At 46.3% G+C, this 16,282-nt stretch carries 16 protein-coding genes; 8 read left to right on the plus strand and 8 right to left on the minus strand.

Features of this window, described 5'->3' with window-relative positions:
• Positions 1 to 50: 50 nt before the first annotated feature.
• Together B3M51_RS12925 and B3M51_RS12930 are read left to right on the plus strand one after the other, a co-directional pair.
• Entirely contained in the window at positions 51 to 623 is a 573-nt protein-coding gene (locus tag B3M51_RS12925) for a hypothetical protein (RefSeq protein WP_292479626.1), read from the plus strand.
• A 29-nt stretch (positions 624 to 652) separates the two neighbouring features.
• Positions 653 to 1,195 (plus strand): cytochrome b, encoded by a 543-nt coding sequence (locus tag B3M51_RS12930; RefSeq protein WP_292479624.1) that lies wholly within the window; start codon positions 653 to 655, stop codon positions 1,193 to 1,195.
• A gap of 69 nt (positions 1,196 to 1,264) precedes the next feature.
• On the opposite strand, the gene B3M51_RS12935 is transcribed toward B3M51_RS12930, so the two are convergent.
• The 7 genes from B3M51_RS12935 to B3M51_RS12965 all read right to left on the minus strand — a co-directional run bounded on the left by B3M51_RS12935 (position 1,265) and on the right by B3M51_RS12965 (position 9,953).
• Positions 1,265 to 2,257, minus strand: a complete 993-nt coding sequence (locus B3M51_RS12935) for an alpha/beta fold hydrolase (RefSeq protein WP_292759756.1) — start codon at positions 2,255 to 2,257, stop codon at positions 1,265 to 1,267.
• 34 nt (positions 2,258 to 2,291) lie between these two features.
• Positions 2,292 to 2,747: a DUF4112 domain-containing protein gene (locus B3M51_RS12940; protein WP_292759758.1), complete on the minus strand. Its 456-nt coding sequence runs from the start codon at positions 2,745 to 2,747 to the stop codon at positions 2,292 to 2,294.
• A gap of 223 nt (positions 2,748 to 2,970) precedes the next feature.
• Positions 2,971 to 3,765 carry a metallophosphoesterase family protein gene (locus B3M51_RS12945; protein WP_292759760.1) on the minus strand — a complete coding sequence of 265 codons (795 nt, stop codon included), beginning with the start codon at positions 3,763 to 3,765 and terminating at the stop codon, positions 2,971 to 2,973.
• A gap of 434 nt (positions 3,766 to 4,199) precedes the next feature.
• The gene (locus tag B3M51_RS12950; protein WP_292479616.1) at positions 4,200 to 4,526 is read right to left on the minus strand and encodes a DUF3240 family protein; all 327 of its coding nucleotides are present in this window, start codon (positions 4,524 to 4,526) and stop codon (positions 4,200 to 4,202) included.
• On the minus strand, positions 4,523 to 7,609 hold the full coding sequence (locus B3M51_RS12955) for an efflux RND transporter permease subunit (protein ID WP_292759762.1): 3,087 nt from the start codon (positions 7,607 to 7,609) through the stop codon (positions 4,523 to 4,525). Before B3M51_RS12955 ends, B3M51_RS12950 begins: the two co-directional genes overlap by 4 nt.
• Positions 7,609 to 8,700: an efflux RND transporter periplasmic adaptor subunit gene (locus B3M51_RS12960; protein ID WP_292759764.1), complete on the minus strand. Its 1,092-nt coding sequence runs from the start codon at positions 8,698 to 8,700 to the stop codon at positions 7,609 to 7,611. Before B3M51_RS12960 ends, B3M51_RS12955 begins: the two co-directional genes overlap by 1 nt.
• A complete protein-coding gene (locus B3M51_RS12965) occupies positions 8,697 to 9,953 on the minus strand; it encodes a TolC family protein (RefSeq protein WP_292759766.1) in 1,257 nt (418 codons plus the stop codon). Before B3M51_RS12965 ends, B3M51_RS12960 begins: the two co-directional genes overlap by 4 nt.
• 157 nt (positions 9,954 to 10,110) lie before the next feature.
• Here B3M51_RS12965 and B3M51_RS12970 point away from each other — a divergent pair, with 157 nt between their 5' ends.
• Both B3M51_RS12970 and B3M51_RS12975 read left to right on the plus strand, forming a co-directional pair.
• Positions 10,111 to 10,794: a response regulator transcription factor gene (locus B3M51_RS12970; RefSeq protein WP_292759768.1), complete on the plus strand. Its 684-nt coding sequence runs from the start codon at positions 10,111 to 10,113 to the stop codon at positions 10,792 to 10,794.
• Positions 10,791 to 12,074, plus strand: coding sequence for a sensor histidine kinase (locus B3M51_RS12975; protein ID WP_292759770.1), 1,284 nt, complete (start codon positions 10,791 to 10,793; stop codon positions 12,072 to 12,074). The genes B3M51_RS12970 and B3M51_RS12975 overlap by 4 nt, the downstream gene beginning before the upstream one ends.
• A gap of 45 nt (positions 12,075 to 12,119) precedes the next feature.
• Here the strand turns inward: B3M51_RS12975 and B3M51_RS12980 are convergent, their stop codons facing one another.
• The gene (locus B3M51_RS12980) at positions 12,120 to 12,806 is read right to left on the minus strand and encodes a VIT1/CCC1 transporter family protein (RefSeq protein WP_292759772.1); all 687 of its coding nucleotides are present in this window, start codon (positions 12,804 to 12,806) and stop codon (positions 12,120 to 12,122) included.
• A gap of 228 nt (positions 12,807 to 13,034) precedes the next feature.
• Between B3M51_RS12980 and B3M51_RS12985 the strand changes: the two genes are divergently transcribed.
• From B3M51_RS12985 to B3M51_RS13000, 4 genes are all read left to right on the plus strand, one after another.
• The gene (locus B3M51_RS12985) at positions 13,035 to 13,724 is read left to right on the plus strand and encodes a class I SAM-dependent methyltransferase (protein WP_292759774.1); all 690 of its coding nucleotides are present in this window, start codon (positions 13,035 to 13,037) and stop codon (positions 13,722 to 13,724) included.
• Positions 13,718 to 14,503 (plus strand): lipopolysaccharide kinase InaA family protein, encoded by a 786-nt coding sequence (locus B3M51_RS12990; protein WP_292759776.1) that lies wholly within the window; start codon positions 13,718 to 13,720, stop codon positions 14,501 to 14,503. The genes B3M51_RS12985 and B3M51_RS12990 overlap by 7 nt, the downstream gene beginning before the upstream one ends.
• 297 nt (positions 14,504 to 14,800) lie before the next feature.
• The gene (gene blaOXA / locus B3M51_RS12995) at positions 14,801 to 15,601 is read left to right on the plus strand and encodes a class D beta-lactamase (RefSeq protein ID WP_292759778.1); all 801 of its coding nucleotides are present in this window, start codon (positions 14,801 to 14,803) and stop codon (positions 15,599 to 15,601) included.
• A gap of 15 nt (positions 15,602 to 15,616) precedes the next feature.
• Positions 15,617 to 16,219, plus strand: a complete 603-nt coding sequence (locus B3M51_RS13000; protein ID WP_292759780.1) for an HD domain-containing protein — start codon at positions 15,617 to 15,619, stop codon at positions 16,217 to 16,219.
• Positions 16,220 to 16,282: the final 63 nt, after the last annotated feature.

Genomic DNA, 16,282 nt, shown 5'->3' on the forward strand with positions numbered 1-16,282 from the left:
CTGTTTTCTGTTCGAAATAATTAATCAATAATAATTGAGGGCAGGTGCTTATGGTATCCAATGATCTTAATAATAGCTCTACGCCTAACTGGGCCAGTATTCTTGGCGTAGTGGCGATCATGCTTGGTGTCTTTCTGACAGCAATGCATGGCACAGAGCTAATGAAACAATCTGTAATGACTTCAAATATGCCGGCATCGGGCGAAATGCCTGCGGCTGATTGTCCACTAGGTGAACTTGATGAAGAAGGCATCACACTTGAACAGTGTGAATTCCTTGTGGATTACGTTCAAGGTGTGGCACAGGCAACTCCTGAGGGATTCCCCGAGACGATGATGACGCTGGCAACAATCGGCACAATATTGGCGTTTGCGTCAGTCATTATCGGTGGGGCACTGGTGAATTACACCTCTTGGTCATCTACGGCTGCTGTAGTGGTATTTGCGGGATTGGCAATAGTCGATTTACTGCAGTTCGCCACCGTTGTGAACGCCGGACCCATTTTGCGAGGTATGTATTTGTGGAGCATTTTGTTGTGGTTTTTACTGCACTTGATGTTACTGGTCGGCGCCCTCGCTGGTCGACATACTGAAGCGGCACGCATTAATCGCGAAATTGCCTGATTCTCACAAATAATTAATTGGAAGACATTATGCAAAGACAAGGTTTTAACAGAGCGGTCGTCGTCCTTCACTGGTTGCTGGCCGTATCCATATTTTTTCTCTTCATTTCCAGCTGGTGGATGATGGGGTTACCTTTACCGTCTGAGGAACTTCAATTCCGGGCTTTCCCGTTTCAATTGCACAAAAACATCGGGTTGACGCTGGTGGTTCTGCTGATCGTGATGCTTTACATGCGATTTAAATATCCACCGGCACCACCGTCGGCACAGGATATGACGCCGTGGATGCATAAATCAGCGATCCTGGCGCATATTGCCATTTATGGTCTTATCTTCTTTGTTTGTATCACTGGTTATCTCTCTTCTGCGCATACCAAGTGGGATACCGTGGTGTGGTGGTCATTTACATTGCCACGCATTGCTGAGGCCAATGAAGATATGAATGAATTCTGGGGTGAGTTACACACTTACTCAGCATGGATTCTGCTGGCATTAGTCGCTGTGCATGTCAGTGGGGCTATTTACCATTCATACCGAAATGACGGCATTATCAGACGCATGATGCGTTGGTAAGAATTGCTGTAATGCAAAAATTGAAGGGCCGCTTAGCGGCCCTTTTTTTTGTAAACTGTAACGGGGATTTCAGTGGTGGCGTAAATTTTCCAGCAAGGTCTGGTGAAATTTATCCGGGGCCTGAATTTGCGGCGAATGACCCAACTCTTTAAAAGTGATCAAAGTGGCATCAGGTATTTGATCAGCCACTTGTTGGCTGATTTTTGGGTAGTTACCCAGTTCAGATTGTTTGTCTTTTGGTGCCAGGTTTTTGCCAACCGCCGTATTATCCTGTTCGCCTATCAGCAATAAAGTTGGCACTTGCAGATTTTTAAATTCATACACTACTGGCTGAGTCAGAATCATGTCGTAGGTCAGTGCTGAGTTCCAGGTGACAATTTCTTTTCCCGGGCCCCGAAACATGCCGGCCTGCATTTCCACCCACTGATCATATTCCGGCTGCCAGGTTCCAGCGTAATAGGTATTTTTTTGATAATTACGAATGCTCTCTGCGTTGGTTTTCAGGGCATTTTGATACCAGCCATCGATTTCACGGTAGGGCACACCTTTAGCCAGCCAGTCTTCCAGACCTATGGGGTTTACCATCACTAACTGCTGAACCTTTTCAGGGTTTAACAAAGCATGGCGAGTGGCCAGCATACCCCCCATCGAATGGCCCATGACCGAGTAATGATCAACCGCTAAATGGTCGAGTAGGGCACTGGTGTTGGCGGATAATTGATGAAAGCTGAATTGATAATGCTCAGGTTTGCTCGATTTACAGAAGCCAATTTGATCCGGTGCGATAACACGATAGCCATTCTCTGTGAGAAATTGAATGGTGCCTTCCCATGTAGCAGCGCAGAAGTTTTTACCATGCAGTAGCACCATTGTCTGACCATTGGGCGTTTCAGGCTGAATATCCAGATAGGCCATCTCAAGTGTCTGACCTTGTGAATCGAACTGGAAATAATCAACGGTAAACGGGTACTCAAAACCTTCCAGTCTGGGGCCATAATGATTTTCGGAGGCCAGAACCGGCAGGGTGAACATCAGCAAAACGATGCAAAGCAGTCGAGACATAAACATTTTCTCCAGAAACACTAGTGGTTTTAACCTAGCTGTTTATAGCTGCGGCAATCAAACCAATTATCCAGCCAATCAATGCGATCATCAGCACCAGAATACCCAGTAACACAGCAATAAAGACAATGTTCTCCAGCAAGGATTTGCGATAAACCTTTTCGGGTTGTTGTTGATAATCATTCAACAGCGTTGCGTTGCGTTTATTGGCTTTCCAGACAAAATCAAATATGTCACCAGCAAGCGGAATAGCACCCAGAACCGTGTCGATCATCATGTTGATGACCATTCTGCCCAGGATCATTCGTGGTACGCCCAATTGGTGGGCTTTGTAGATAATGACGCTGGATAACAGCCCTCCTATGAAATCCCCGATGCCAGGAATCAGACCAATAAAGCCGTCCAATCCGATTTTATAGCCCCCCGGAAGGGTAATGCTCTCATCGAGAAACCAACTTAAACGTTCGACAAAGCGACTTTTTGTTTTCATGATTTAATATCCTTTTTCGTAGTTCTCACTACATTTAAGCCATGTTGATAATACGCATATTTTAACGGGGATTTAAGCTTGATCAGTTCACCATCAACTTCTGCTTCTTACGCCTCCACCGGCTGGGTAAGTTTTTGGGAGTCCGAACGACAACGCGGCAATCAAACTAACTTTACAGCCACCTTATTTAATAACAAGCTCAGTCATTAAGACAGGCTACTGATTACTGTTCATACCAACCATCGCTCTGTTTAATAAAAGATTGCTTAGTGAGATAGGTAAAATCACCCTCTGACCAGTGATAGCGTGAAATCAAAATATTTTTCGGGTCACCCTCTAGCAGGTTAAAACTGTTGGGGAAGCCTGGTAATAAACGGTCAGAAGTCGTTGTTCCGGCATGAGAAACAATAATGCCACTTTGGACATGACAATAGTCCAGATGTACATGTCCGCTGAGAATGATATCCGGGCCATTAGCCTGAAACGCCTGGAAAGCTTGTTCAGATCCACTAATCAATCCTCGATGCTCGTGCCCAGTCGGTAACCAAAAAGGATGATGTGCCACCAGAATTTTGACTTGCTGGAGTGAGGCGGATTCAAAAAACGCATTGATCCGTTTGGTTTGCAGAGTATTGATACGCCCTCGGGACCAATCCAGTGAATTGCCAACTCTTCTGGCAGTGTTGATACCGATAACTTTATATGTGGCTGTTTCTGTTGTTGGTTCCAAATCTGTAGCAATAAAGCGCTGCCATTTTTTCCAGGGATACAGAAACCGTTCATGCAGTCGGTATGTACTTAAATCATGATTGCCGGGGATAATTAAATAAGGGGCAGAAAGCCTCTCAAGAAAATTAGCGGCTTGAATAAATTCGCTGGTTTTAGCTCGCTGTGTCAGATCCCCACTGATGATAATCAGCTCTGGGGACAATTCAGTTATTTTCTTTTCAAGTGCCGATATCACTTCGGGTATCAACCGCCCGAAATGTAAATCTGAAATATGTAAGATTTTCTGCATGCATGACCTCGGAGATAGCGTTCTTAATCAATATGCAGTGTAGCTATGCTTTACATGAAGATGACCTGTTCAATTTATTAATCAGGTATGTTCTCGAGTTATCACAAAGTCTTAACGCATTAAGTTTTCATAATTATCCTCCACACTATAGCGATAAACCTGATTTCATTCACACATGGGTAAAAGTTTACTGTCTTAAATGAAAACTGGATGCTTCACTTATAAATAATGCAGAGATATTGACAGCAGGTGAGTGCGTAATGAGAGGGGGACCCATGAAGGTGACTGATCCTCCAAGTTGTGTGTTCTATTATGTCGCTAAGCGATAAAAATGTTCACGGATGGAAAGTCACTTGATGATAGATTTACCGCTGAGCCAGTAACTTTGGTTGATATCCGCCGAGTCCAGTAATGCTGTAGTAAACCAGCCAGGCTCATTCGAGCCTGCCAAAATTACTGACAGGCTGTTGCCAATAGATGATATCTCGTCCCACTGCCTCGGCCAATCCAGAGATAATAAGGGGGATGATCGATTTTTTTACAATCAGTTCATATTGAGAACGCTTGCGCCTTCCCGAAACCTGCTCTGCCACGCTAAGCCCTTGATGCTGGCCATGTCCGTAGACTGTATAGGAGGTGAAACCGACTATCTGTTCAATGGAAAGCAGGTAATCAACCAGATCTTCTTCCAGTTCGGGTGCAACATTGAGCATCAATATGCAGATTTCCTCGTTTGTATGTTCAGGTGTTGACGTGTTCATACGCTGTCTCCAGAGTTGTTAAGAGGACGATGAAATGCCTTATATACAATTGGAAGCATGAAAAGGGTGAGAAGGGTAGAACTGATCAGTCCGCTGATGACCACGATTGCCAGTGGCCGTTGAATCTCCGATCCTGGACCGGTAGCAAGCAGCAGTGGCACCAGTCCAAAAGCACAGATCGTTGCGGTCATCATTACTGGACGCAGTCGTCGTAATGCACCTTCTGTCACTACCGTGGTAATGTCCAGACCTTTGGCTCGTAATTGATTAAAGTAGGTCATCATCACTACGCCGTTCAATACGGCAATCCCCAGAAGGGCAATGAAGCCGACCGATGCTGGTACAGACAGGAACTCACCGGTTATCCACAAACCGATCAGTCCGCCTGTCAGGGCAAAAGGAATATTAGACAGAATTATCAGCGTCTGTTTAATGGAATGGAATGTCAGGAATAACAACAGTGCAATCAATGCAAGCGCAAGCGGCACCACAAGCATGAGTCTCGCGGCCGCGCGCTGCTGATTTTCGAACTCACCACCCCATTCCAGACGATATCCATCCGGCAGCTCGACATTGTTTGCGATCAGCTTCTGTGCCTCTTCGACAAAGCCCACCAGATCACGTTCTGCTACGTCAGTGCGGATCACGCTGAAGCGCTGGCCGGATTCACGGGAAATAATAATTGGCCCTTCGACACGGGCAACAGTCGCTATCTCTGACAGTGGAATCTTGCCACCATCAGGCAAGTCAATGAAGCTGTCGTTAAGACGCGCCAGACCATCACCCTCAATGGCTGCGTAGCGCAACATGAGGGGAATGCGTGCACTGCCTTCAATGACATTGCCCACGTTGACACCTTCAATCTCAGCACGCAGACGAAGCTGCAGTGCATCAGCATCCAACCCCAGCCGTCCGGCCAAAATGCGATCGATGCTCACCTGTAGATACTGAGCGCCCTCATTGAGGGTGACAAAGGTATCAATGGCACCGGGAATGGTCTCTACTTGCGTGGCTATCTGTTGTGCGAGGGTGTTGAGGGTATCCAGATCCGGGCCGAACAGTTTGATGGCAACATCACCACGCGAGCCGGTGAGCATCTCCGATACACGCATGTCGATTGGCTGCGTAAATCCATAGTTAAGCCCAACGAAACGATCCATGACCTCGCGAAGATGTTGTTCAAGTTCTGCCTTGGTCGCGACACGCCATTCTTCGACGGGACGCAGCTGCAGGAAAATATCAGTCTCATTTAGTCCCATCGGATCCATGCCCATCTCATCAGAACCGATGCGTGAGACGATGCGTGCTACTTCCGGAACCTCTTCGAGAATCGCACGTTCGACCTGAAGCACGATACGAGTGTTTGCCTCAAGACTGATCGAAGGAATTGTTTCCAACTGGATGAGAATATCACCCTCATCCATGGTCGGCATGAAGGTCTTGCCAACCAGTGGAAACACTACAAAGCTGGTAGCCAGCAAAACCCCTGCGGCACTTAAAATAACGATGGGGTGAAGCAGTGCTTTACGCAACAAAGGCTTATAGGTTTTTGCCAGGGTTCGGCTCAGCCAAGGCTCAGCATGGGCATCAGAGCGGACAAGGAATGACGCAATGACAGGAATCAGGGTCAGTGATAACAATAGCGATCCCAGTAAGGCGAAGACGATGGTTATCGTTACAGGACCGAACAGTTTTCCTTCCAGCCCTTCCAGTGTCAGTAGCGGCAGGAACACGATGACGATAATAATAATGCCGGAGGCCACAGGTGCCGCCACATCACGCACTGCACGGTAGATAATATGCAGGTGTGGCAGTCGGCGTGTGCCGCGCTGATGCGCGAGTGAGGAGACAATGTTTTCAACGATTACGATAGACGAATCCACCAGCATACCGATGGCGATAACCAGTCCCCCCAGGCTCATCAAATTTGCTGACATCCCCATATTTCCCATCATGAGAAATGTGAACAAGGCTGATAAGGGCAGGATGATAGCCACAGTGAGTGCGGCACGCACATTGCCAAGGAACAGACCAAGCAGAATAATAACCAAAACCACCGCTTCCATAAGTGCAGAGGAAACGGTGCTTACTGCACTTTCTATCAGTATCGTACGGTCATAAAAGACACGGATCTGTGTGCCCTCAGGCAAGGTATCCTGCAATGTCTGTAGCCTGGCTTTTACACCCTGTACAACTTCGCGAGAGTTGGCGCCACGCAGCCCGATCACCAGGCCCTGCACTGCTTCTGCTCCACCATCCGCCGTAACCGCGCCGTAGCGTTCCATACTACCCGTGGTAATACGCGCCACTTCTGATAGTGGAAGGCGATCGCCTTCAGCGTTGACGACGTATGTGTTACTTATGTCCTCAAAGCCATTTATCGCCCCTTCTACACGTACCAGAATAACTTCTTCTCCTTGGTCGATCCGTCCAGCACCATCATTTTTGTTGTTGGCGGTAAGTGCGTCGGCAATATCCTGCAAGTTAACGCCCATTGCCCTCATGGCCTCACGAATAGGTTTGACTTCATAGGTGCGCACATAGCCGCCGAGCGAATTCACATCAGCTACTCCTGGCACGTTTCGCAGAGCCGGTCGAATGGTCCAGTCCAGCAAAAAGCGCTTTTCCTCCAGGGTCATGGATGGATTTTCGATGGTAAACATAAACATGTCGCCCAGTGGTGTACTCATCGGCGCTAGTCCACCGCTGACGCCACCGGGTAGATTGTCCCAGACATTGCTAAGTCGTTCGGTGACCTGTTGGCGAGCCCAGTAGATGTCTGTACCGTCCTCAAAATCCAGTGTTATTGAGGTCAGTGCGTACTTGGAGATGGAGCGCAGCATGGTTTGGTATGGGATGCCCAGCAATTCTACTTCAACTGGTTGCGTAATAAGTGACTCTACTTCTTCCGGGGTCATTCCCGGCGCCTTGATGATGATCTTTACTTGGGTCGGCGAAATATCGGGGAAGGCATCAATTGGAATATTGAGCAATGCACGGCCACCAAAGCCAAGTAACAATATTGATAGTAATAAGACCAGTAATCGTTGGCTGAGTGACCATTGAATCAATGTAGACAACATTATTCAGCCCCGCCTAATCCAAGTTGAATACCCTTGAGAACAGCGGTGCCCTGAATGGCGATCTCGTCGCCAACCACAATGCCTTCGGATGCCAGATAGTCAGCACCGATGGATTGCAGTTCCAGAGTACGTGCTTCAATCCCTGCGGCTGTTCGCACATAAATTATCGTTTCACCGCCGCTATGCACAACCGCGCGATCAGGAATGAGCACACCCTTGCCGACCGGTGGCAGCACAATAGATAAAACCTGTCCCGTAGTGAAGGAAGTATCGGCGTCAAATTCCGCCAGCAAATTAATCGTCTGATTACTGCTGTCGATGACTTGATCCTTCTGGCGTAACGTCAACGTCTCGCCACTTTTGGCAATACTCAGCTGATGGCCAATCTCCAATAATTCTGCTGCTTTGGCAGGAACTTGGGCGCTAACCCAACGACGAGTACCTGCATTAAGAGTAGCGATGATTTGTCCAGCCTCTACATAACTGCCGATGTTATGTATTCGTTGTGACAGGACACTATCTTCCTGTGCGACCACATAGAATTCTCCCAGGCCGGAACCCTGCTTGCGCAAAGCCTCGAGTTTTGCTTTATCGAAACCGCCTTGTGCCAGATGAGATCGCGCAGTTCGTTCAGCGAACGCGGCCTGTTGCTTTAGCAGACGGGTCTGCGTCAGACGCTGTTTCGAGATAATGCCCTCATTGTAGAGAGACTCGTCTTTGCGCAGTTCGAAGTCGGCTCCTTCCAGAGCAGAGACGGCCTCGATCCAGGTATTTTGCAGTGGCAAGATGGAAGGGCTACTGAATGTGGCGAGAATAGTGCCTTTACTTGCACTCTGCCCGGGTATGAGTGCCCATGAAACCAATGTACCGGCCCAAGGTGTTGTCAGGCTTGCTGCACTGTCTAGAGAGTTAACGACTGTCGCCGCATATCGTGCGCCGGTGCTTGTGTCAACGGGTATGGCTGGAGCAAAGACAATTCCCATTCTGGTTACATCTTCACTGTTAATAGGCACGATCTCCTGAGCACTGATAGATGCGGAAAAAATTGCCAAAACAACCACAATGAATTTTTTGCGGGGAAAAAAGATCATGGCAGAACTCCAACTATTTGGTTAAATTCAGTAATCAGGCGAGCGTGACGCAGAGTAATCACTTCCAGATCACGGGCACTTCGTCGCGACTGCTGTAAGGCAATAACCACCTGACTTATATCGGTCTCGCCAGTAACGAAAGCAGTTTTGGCCATCTCCCATTGCTGGCGTGCCAGCTGGGCCTGCTCCTTACTAAGCGGCATAGATTCATTCAATGTAAAAAGCTCGTGTGCAATCTCGTGAAGTTGCAGGTTTAACTCACGAAAAGTATTGAGGTAGCGCACATCCGCGTCGACCTTGTTGCGGCGAGCCGAACTTGTGGAAGCATTGACATGAGCGCGACCACCGAAAGGGATGGTTACTGAGAGAGCCAAGGCATCTTGATAATCGTCCTGATTACCAGCTCTTTGGCGACGTGAGCCAATGCTAAGAGTGGGATTGCCTAGTGCATCCAATTCTGTTTTGTCGATTTCGGCGGCTGCCAGATCGATATCGCTTCTTAACAGCTGCAATAGAGGATGTTCTGGACTTATTTCATCAGTTGTTTGGAGGGTTTCGATATGCGGCTTTTCTGGTCGCATATTCAGACCAGTCAGCATCTGGTAATTACGTTCAGCATCAACACGAGCAGCCTCTGCGGCCAGTTCATTTCGTTGCTGGGCCAGCAGCAATGTTTGAGCCTGCAAGACATCCCGTCGTGCGGTTTCGCCTGCAACGTGTAACGACTCAGCAATTGACAATAGTTGTCGAGCATCTGCTGTAGCCTGTTGTTCTGTTGCCAACAGAGTATCGGCATCCTGCATGTCTGCCAGTACTTGGCGTAGTCGTCCTGCCATGTTCAAGGTAAAAGCTTCTTGCCACGCTGCTACCTGGGCATTGTATTGTTGTCCTCGGGCCTGCATGGTGTTCCTCTCACCAGATCGCCACAGGGGTAAAGTGATGCCATAAGTGAGTTCGCGTTCACCCCGGTCACTGAGCATTTGATCATCGATATAGTCCACTTGTGCGCTTGGCCGGCCAGCAATCCAGCTTTCACCCAGCTCTACCATCGCCTGTGCCTCCTCTATGCGTGCTTTTGTTTCCAAAGCTTCAGGGGCATGCGCCAATGTTTGTTCCAGCAGGATAGTAAAATTTAAATCTTGAGTCGTGCTAAGTGGCGCATGATCAAGTTCCTGAGCGTGCAGGTTTGGCGTGGTTATGAGCGCAACTAAAATGGTTAGTGTTGTAAGGTGTTGTTTGTGCGTTTTTTTCACTTTGTAAAGTTCCCCTGTATTAGTTTGGATAGGGTGAAAGCTTTACGTCAGCCTAAGTCAGAAGTTGTAAATAAATTGTCAACCCGGTGAGTTGACTTTTTTTTGACATGGGCCGATTGACACTGACAAAGTTATTAATTGGTGTAAGGAGGTGGCAGTGAAAGTGCTGGTAATCGAAGACAATCGCGACATCGCAGCGAACATTGCTGACTATCTCGAACCCAAGGGGCATGTGCTTGATTTTGCTGCGACTGGACCACATGGTTTGAAGCTCGCGCTGAGCGAGCGTTATGACGTGATTGTCCTTGATATTATGTTGCCAGGACTTAATGGCATGGAGGTATGTAGACGTCTGCGGAATGAAGGCAGCAACGATGTACCGGTGCTGATGCTGACAGCGCGTGATCAGCTTGACGATAAATTAGAGGGATTTCAGGCTGGAGCCGATGATTATCTTGTGAAACCTTTTTCCGTGAAGGAGCTCGAAGTACGGTTGCAGGCACTCATAAAACGTGGCAGCTCTCACACACCACGGCCATTGATAGTGGGCGATTTACACTACGATCCGCAGACTCTTGCTGCTACAAGAGCTGGTCAGCTGTTGGAACTTAATCCTGTTCAACGCAAAGTGCTGGAGCTATTGATGAGAAATACTCATCGTGTTGTCACCCGTGAAGAACTGGAGCAGCACATCTGGGGAGATATGCTGCCCGATAATGATGTGTTGCGGATGCATATCTATAGCCTGCGCAATGTGGTTGATAAACCGTTCGCCACCAAACTGATTCACACTATTCATGGAGCGGGCTACCGACTGGTTGCCGAGCCATCACTTCCATGAAATCTAAAGCATCCCTTAAATTTCGAATACTCACTGCACTTGTACTCATCGTCAGCGTCACTAGTTTTTTGTTTGCAGGAGGGGTGTTGCTCATCAAGTCACAACTGGAGGCAAGAGTTTTCGGTGACATGGTCGCTGAGCAGTTGCGGGTGCTAACGGCGCAACTGGATGATGGCACTTATCATGAAAATGCATTATTCAACGGCTGGGAATTTTTTATTGGTGGTAAAAACACAAATATTGCCCCAGAGTTCGCTGAGTTGGCGCCAGGATCTCATCACACGGTCTCGATGGGCGGTTCGGTTTATCAGGTTGAAGTGGGCGAATGGAATGGGAGTCCTGTTTATTTGACCTACGATATTACCGAATGGGAAGCACAGGAACATGCTGTATTACGTATGCTTCTCTATGGCCTTTTTCTGGTATTGATCGTGGCAATTGCCATGGGGTTGAGTGCTTCGCGGGCCATATTGGCACCAGTGCAGAATCTGTCACGGCGACTCACCGATATTGAGCCGGGACAAACCGGCTTACGTATTGCTGATGACTATGTCGGCACGGAGATTGGTCAGATTGCTTCGTCGTTTGACAAATATCAGGAACGTTTGGAGAAATTTGTCGAAAGGGAGCGATCTTTTACAGCAGCGGCAAGTCACGAGCTACGCACGCCGCTGACAGTGATGATGGGCGCCCTGGATGTACTCTCGGCAGATACTCATAGCCCTGCGTCACAGCGAGCGTTGGAACGTATAAACCGAGCTTGCACAGAAATGCTTGCCTTCATCGAAGCTACGCTGCTTCTATCTCGCGAGGAAAGTAGTCATATTTATCAGGATAGCCCGGTCAATCTGGTAGCACTTGTAGAGCAATGCCTGGAAGATTATGTCGGACAGATCGCTGATCACTCATTGCTGATTGAACGTGATTATTTGGGTTCACCACAATTATTTCTACCCGTTAATCTGGTACAGATAACCGTTAGCAATCTGCTGCGAAATGCTATCGAGCATACTCAGGGAGGAATCATACGGATTCACATTAGCGATAATGAATTTTCGATCAGCGATACGGGTGAAGGTATCTCAGCCGACAAGCTCACTCAGGTGTTTGAACGTAGTTACAGTACTAAGGTTGGTGGGACAGGACTAGGATTGAATCTCGTTAGAAGAATTTGTGATCGATTGCACTGGACTATCACATTAGATAGCACGCTCGGTCATGGAACAATAGTTAAAGTGATTTTCCAACAAAATGATAAGCAAAACCCTAATCCTTTTTAAGGTGATTATCGGCAAGCTAGTTCAGAAACACTCCTTAAGAGTGGCTTACACTCCGAACAAACGACCAACCAAAGCCGTAAGTCCCATTGCCAACGCTCCCCAAAACACTACACGTGAGACGGCTTTTGCAACTGATGCTCCACCAATCAACGCTGATATTGCACCTAAGACCGTTAATGCTATTAGAGCGCTGATGGAAACACTTACTGTCAATTGATTGTTTGAAACCAAAAGCACTACTACCAATGGCAATAAAGCACCAACGGTAAAGGTAGCAGCAGATGATAATGCGGCCTGTACTGGACGAGCGGTAAATTCCTTAGAAATTCCCAGCTCATCTCGGGCATGAGCAGCCAAAGCATCCTTATCCATCAGCTGTTTTGCTACTTGCTGAGCAAGCGATTTATCCAGACCGCGTTGAATGTAAATTGCGGTCAATTCTTCATGCTCATGAAGCGGATCAGTTTCTAACTCGACACGTTCACGCTCAATATCGGCTTTTTCGGTATCAGCCTGAGAGCTAACAGAGATATATTCACCTGCCGCCATGGACATAGCACCCGCAACCAGGCCTGCTACGCCTGTCATAAAGATGATCTCCGTTGGTGCGCCTGCCGCCGCTACACCAACAATAAGGCTGGCTGTGGAAACAATGCCATCATTTGCCCCCATTACAGCGGCACGAAGCCAACCAACATGTTGCGTTTTATGAGCTTCAGTATGTTTTTTCATTAAGCATTCCGATGTTGATGGTTTATATGTATATGTTTGAAAAGCAGATATATGCGGCAGGTTTTTACTGTTTTATGTACATAAACTTATTTGTAATAAGGTGCATGGAAAACACTCTCACACTATTCAGACTTTCAATCAGATAGTCGTCCAAAAAACTTAAGTTTCCCTTAAGCATGAAGACTGACAATGCCACCTCCTATCCTTATCAGAGTGAGCATGTCTTAGATGTCAAACCTGGATACCAATCAACTTGAATTTTCAGAAAAATATAATGAACTTCATGCTAAAGCCTACTTTTATAAGCATGCAGATGGTTTAGCAAGAAAATTGTCAAACTGGCGAGATCAACAGATCGCCAGAAAAGCCCTGGATATCGCTGGTGATCCACTTAGCGTGCTTGATGTCCCTTGTGGCACAGGACGTTTTTGGAAAGTACTGACGGAAAACCCTGAAAGAATTGTCTATGCGAGTGACAACAGTCAGAAGATGATTGATATCGGGATGCAATATCGTGAAAAAGAACTCTTGAAGAAAATACATACCTTTAAAGCGTCTGCATTTTCGTTACCGGTAAGTGACGGTTATGTAGATAATATTTTCTGTATTCGTTTATTACACCATATAGGTCAATCTGAAGACCGTCTTAAGCTGTTAAAAGAATTTCATCGCGTCACCAAATCAACTGTGATTGTCTCATTGTGGGTGGATGGAAATGTGAAAGCCTGGAAACGGAAAAAACTCGAATCCAGCCGAACTAAACGACCATATCAAAACCGCTATGTCATTCCCCAGCATATCATTGAAAACGAGTTCCAGGAGGCTGGTTTTCGTATAAAAAACCATCTGGATTTCCTGCCGAAATATGCGATGTGGCGGACTTATATTCTCGAAAAAGATGAGAATATGTCATGCTGAAAAGTATCAATAAAAGCAGTTTATTAGGCTCTGCTGCAAACAACAGCAGCGACACTTTCGATATGCTTTGGCGAAATAATGCGCCATGGTTTGAAGCTCCCAATATTCGTCGTGGAGGCTGGAGTGGCGTTGTGAAATGTGTAGTTGATCGGTTGGGGAAACCAGAAAAAGTCTTTATCAAGCGCCAAGAAAACCACATGACAAGAACACTAAAGCATCCAATTAAAGGCATTCCAACGTTTCTGCGCGAATACCATAATATTCAATCATTGCATGCCAAAAGTATCCCAACGCTGGATGTTTTATATTTTGGTGCCAGATCGTCCAAAGCTATTTTGGTTACAAAAGCTTTAGAAGGATACGCCAGCCTTGATGAAATTGATTTTCAGACTCTCAATGGACGGGATAGAAAAGCGCTAATTATCCGTATTGCCGAATTAATTCATAATCTTCACCGATTCCATTACCAGCATAATTGTCTCTATCCAAAACATATTATGGTTAGGCATAAAGATAATGAATGGGATGTAAAACTTATCGACCTTGAAAAGTTAAAATATCGTTTATTTAAAAAAGATGCGGTCATTCATGATCTGACAACTTTTATTCGACATCTAAATGGTCTTTGGACGGCTAGGGATATAGTGGTTTTTTTTCAAGCTTATTTCGGTCAACAGAAAATATCGTTAACTTCTAAAAAAATGATTCATCAGATTTGTAAAAAAATTCATCAGAAAGCGAATTCCGGGAAACGGTTTCAATCAGTATTTATTCCTTGATTCAATTATAAAAGCAGGTTTAGCCATGCTGATGAATTCCTCCAGGACTAAAGCCATTAAATTCAGGGATATCGATATAATAAATGCTATAGCAAAGCCCAATTTATCCAGATGAAAAGGTCATGGAGCAGGTTAAAGCTGATAACATCAGTCAGAATCTTGTCTGCCTTATGGCCATGTTAGCCTCTCAGGTATCCGTTTCCTGGCGAAATGGCAAAGCTTAAATTTTGTAATTACATCACTTTCATACAAGGCGCTTTGGCGCCTTTTTTATATTGAAACGTCAACGGAGAGTGTATGAAGATCCCAGTGGTTAGCTTGCTTGGTTTTATTGTTCTTGGATGGAGCAATGTTTTTGCTCAAATGAAAAGTGAAGAGCATCCTGACTTGCAGGCTTTTTTTGATAATTATGCTGCTCAAGGCACAATTGTGGTGCTGGATGAGCGTAAAGACAACGCCAAATTGATGGTATTCAATGAACCGAGATCCACGCAACGTCTGCCACCTGCATCAACCTTCAAGATACCGCATGCGTTATTTGCTCTGGATGCTGGCGTGGTAAAGGATGAGTTCCAGGTTTTTCCATGGGATGGTGTGGAGCGTAGTTTTGCCCCGCATAATCAGGATCAGGATTTGCGTTCATCAATGCGTAATTCTGCTGTGTGGGTCTATGAGCAATTTGGTGAAAAGATAGGGGTGGACAAGGCCCGCGACTATCTGACCAAAATCGATTATGGCAATGCTGATCCAACCGGCGATACCAGAACTTATTGGATTGATGGCAATTTGCGAATTACCGCTCAGGAGCAGGTTCAGTTTCTGAAAAAACTCTATTTAAATGAGTTGCCGTTTGACGAAGCGGATCAGCGTCTGGTCAAAGATATTATGATCGTTGAAGCTGGAAAAGAGTGGATACTCCGGGCCAAAAGCGGATGGGAAGGACAAATTGGCTGGTGGGTAGGCTGGGTGGAATGGCCCACCGGACCGGTATTTTTTGCATTGAATATTGATACTCCTGACCGGCTTGAAGACCTGCATAAACGCGAAGCGATCGTTCGCGAAGTGCTGCAATCCATCGAAGCATTGCCCCTCACTTAATTAAACAGATAAATAATGTCGACTGAGAATAAAACAGATACCAACCTCAACAGTATCACAGACTTTTTTCTTGAATTAGATGCGCTAAAGCATATTGAGCGGCGTAGTTTTATTACCGGTGGAAAACGTCGGGAGAACTCGGCAGAACATTCCTGGCATCTGGCAATGGCTTGCTGGTCAATCTCCGAGCATTTCAATCTTCAAATCAATGTAGAAAGACTATTGAAGCTGTCTTTGGTACACGATTTGGGTGAAATTGATGCGGGCGATACCTTTTTATATGCCAAGGATCGTAGTGCAGCTCACCATGCCGAACGAAGTTGTCTGCAAAGGTTAAATGATCATCCGGGAAATACCATTAACGATCTTACTGATTTATGGGAAGAGCAGGAGCTGGGTAATAGCGACGAGGCAATGTTACTTAAGGTTGTTGATCGATTACTGCCATTTTTATTGAATATTAATAATGATGGCAAACCGTGGAAAGAACACAGTGTGAGAAAGTCGCAGGTCGCAGGAGCACATGCTTTCATTGCAGAGTTGTTTCCAGAGATTCACCAATGGATAACACACAATATCGAACGGGCAGTGGCAAAAGGCTGGTTACTCAATGACTGACCAAGCATAATGCATTTGAGAAAATTATTACCTTGATTACTGCTATTCGAAAGGACGCTTGCC

The organism is Methylophaga sp. UBA2689 (assembly GCA_002354555.1).
Lineage (GTDB): Bacteria > Pseudomonadota > Gammaproteobacteria > Nitrosococcales > Methylophagaceae > Methylophaga.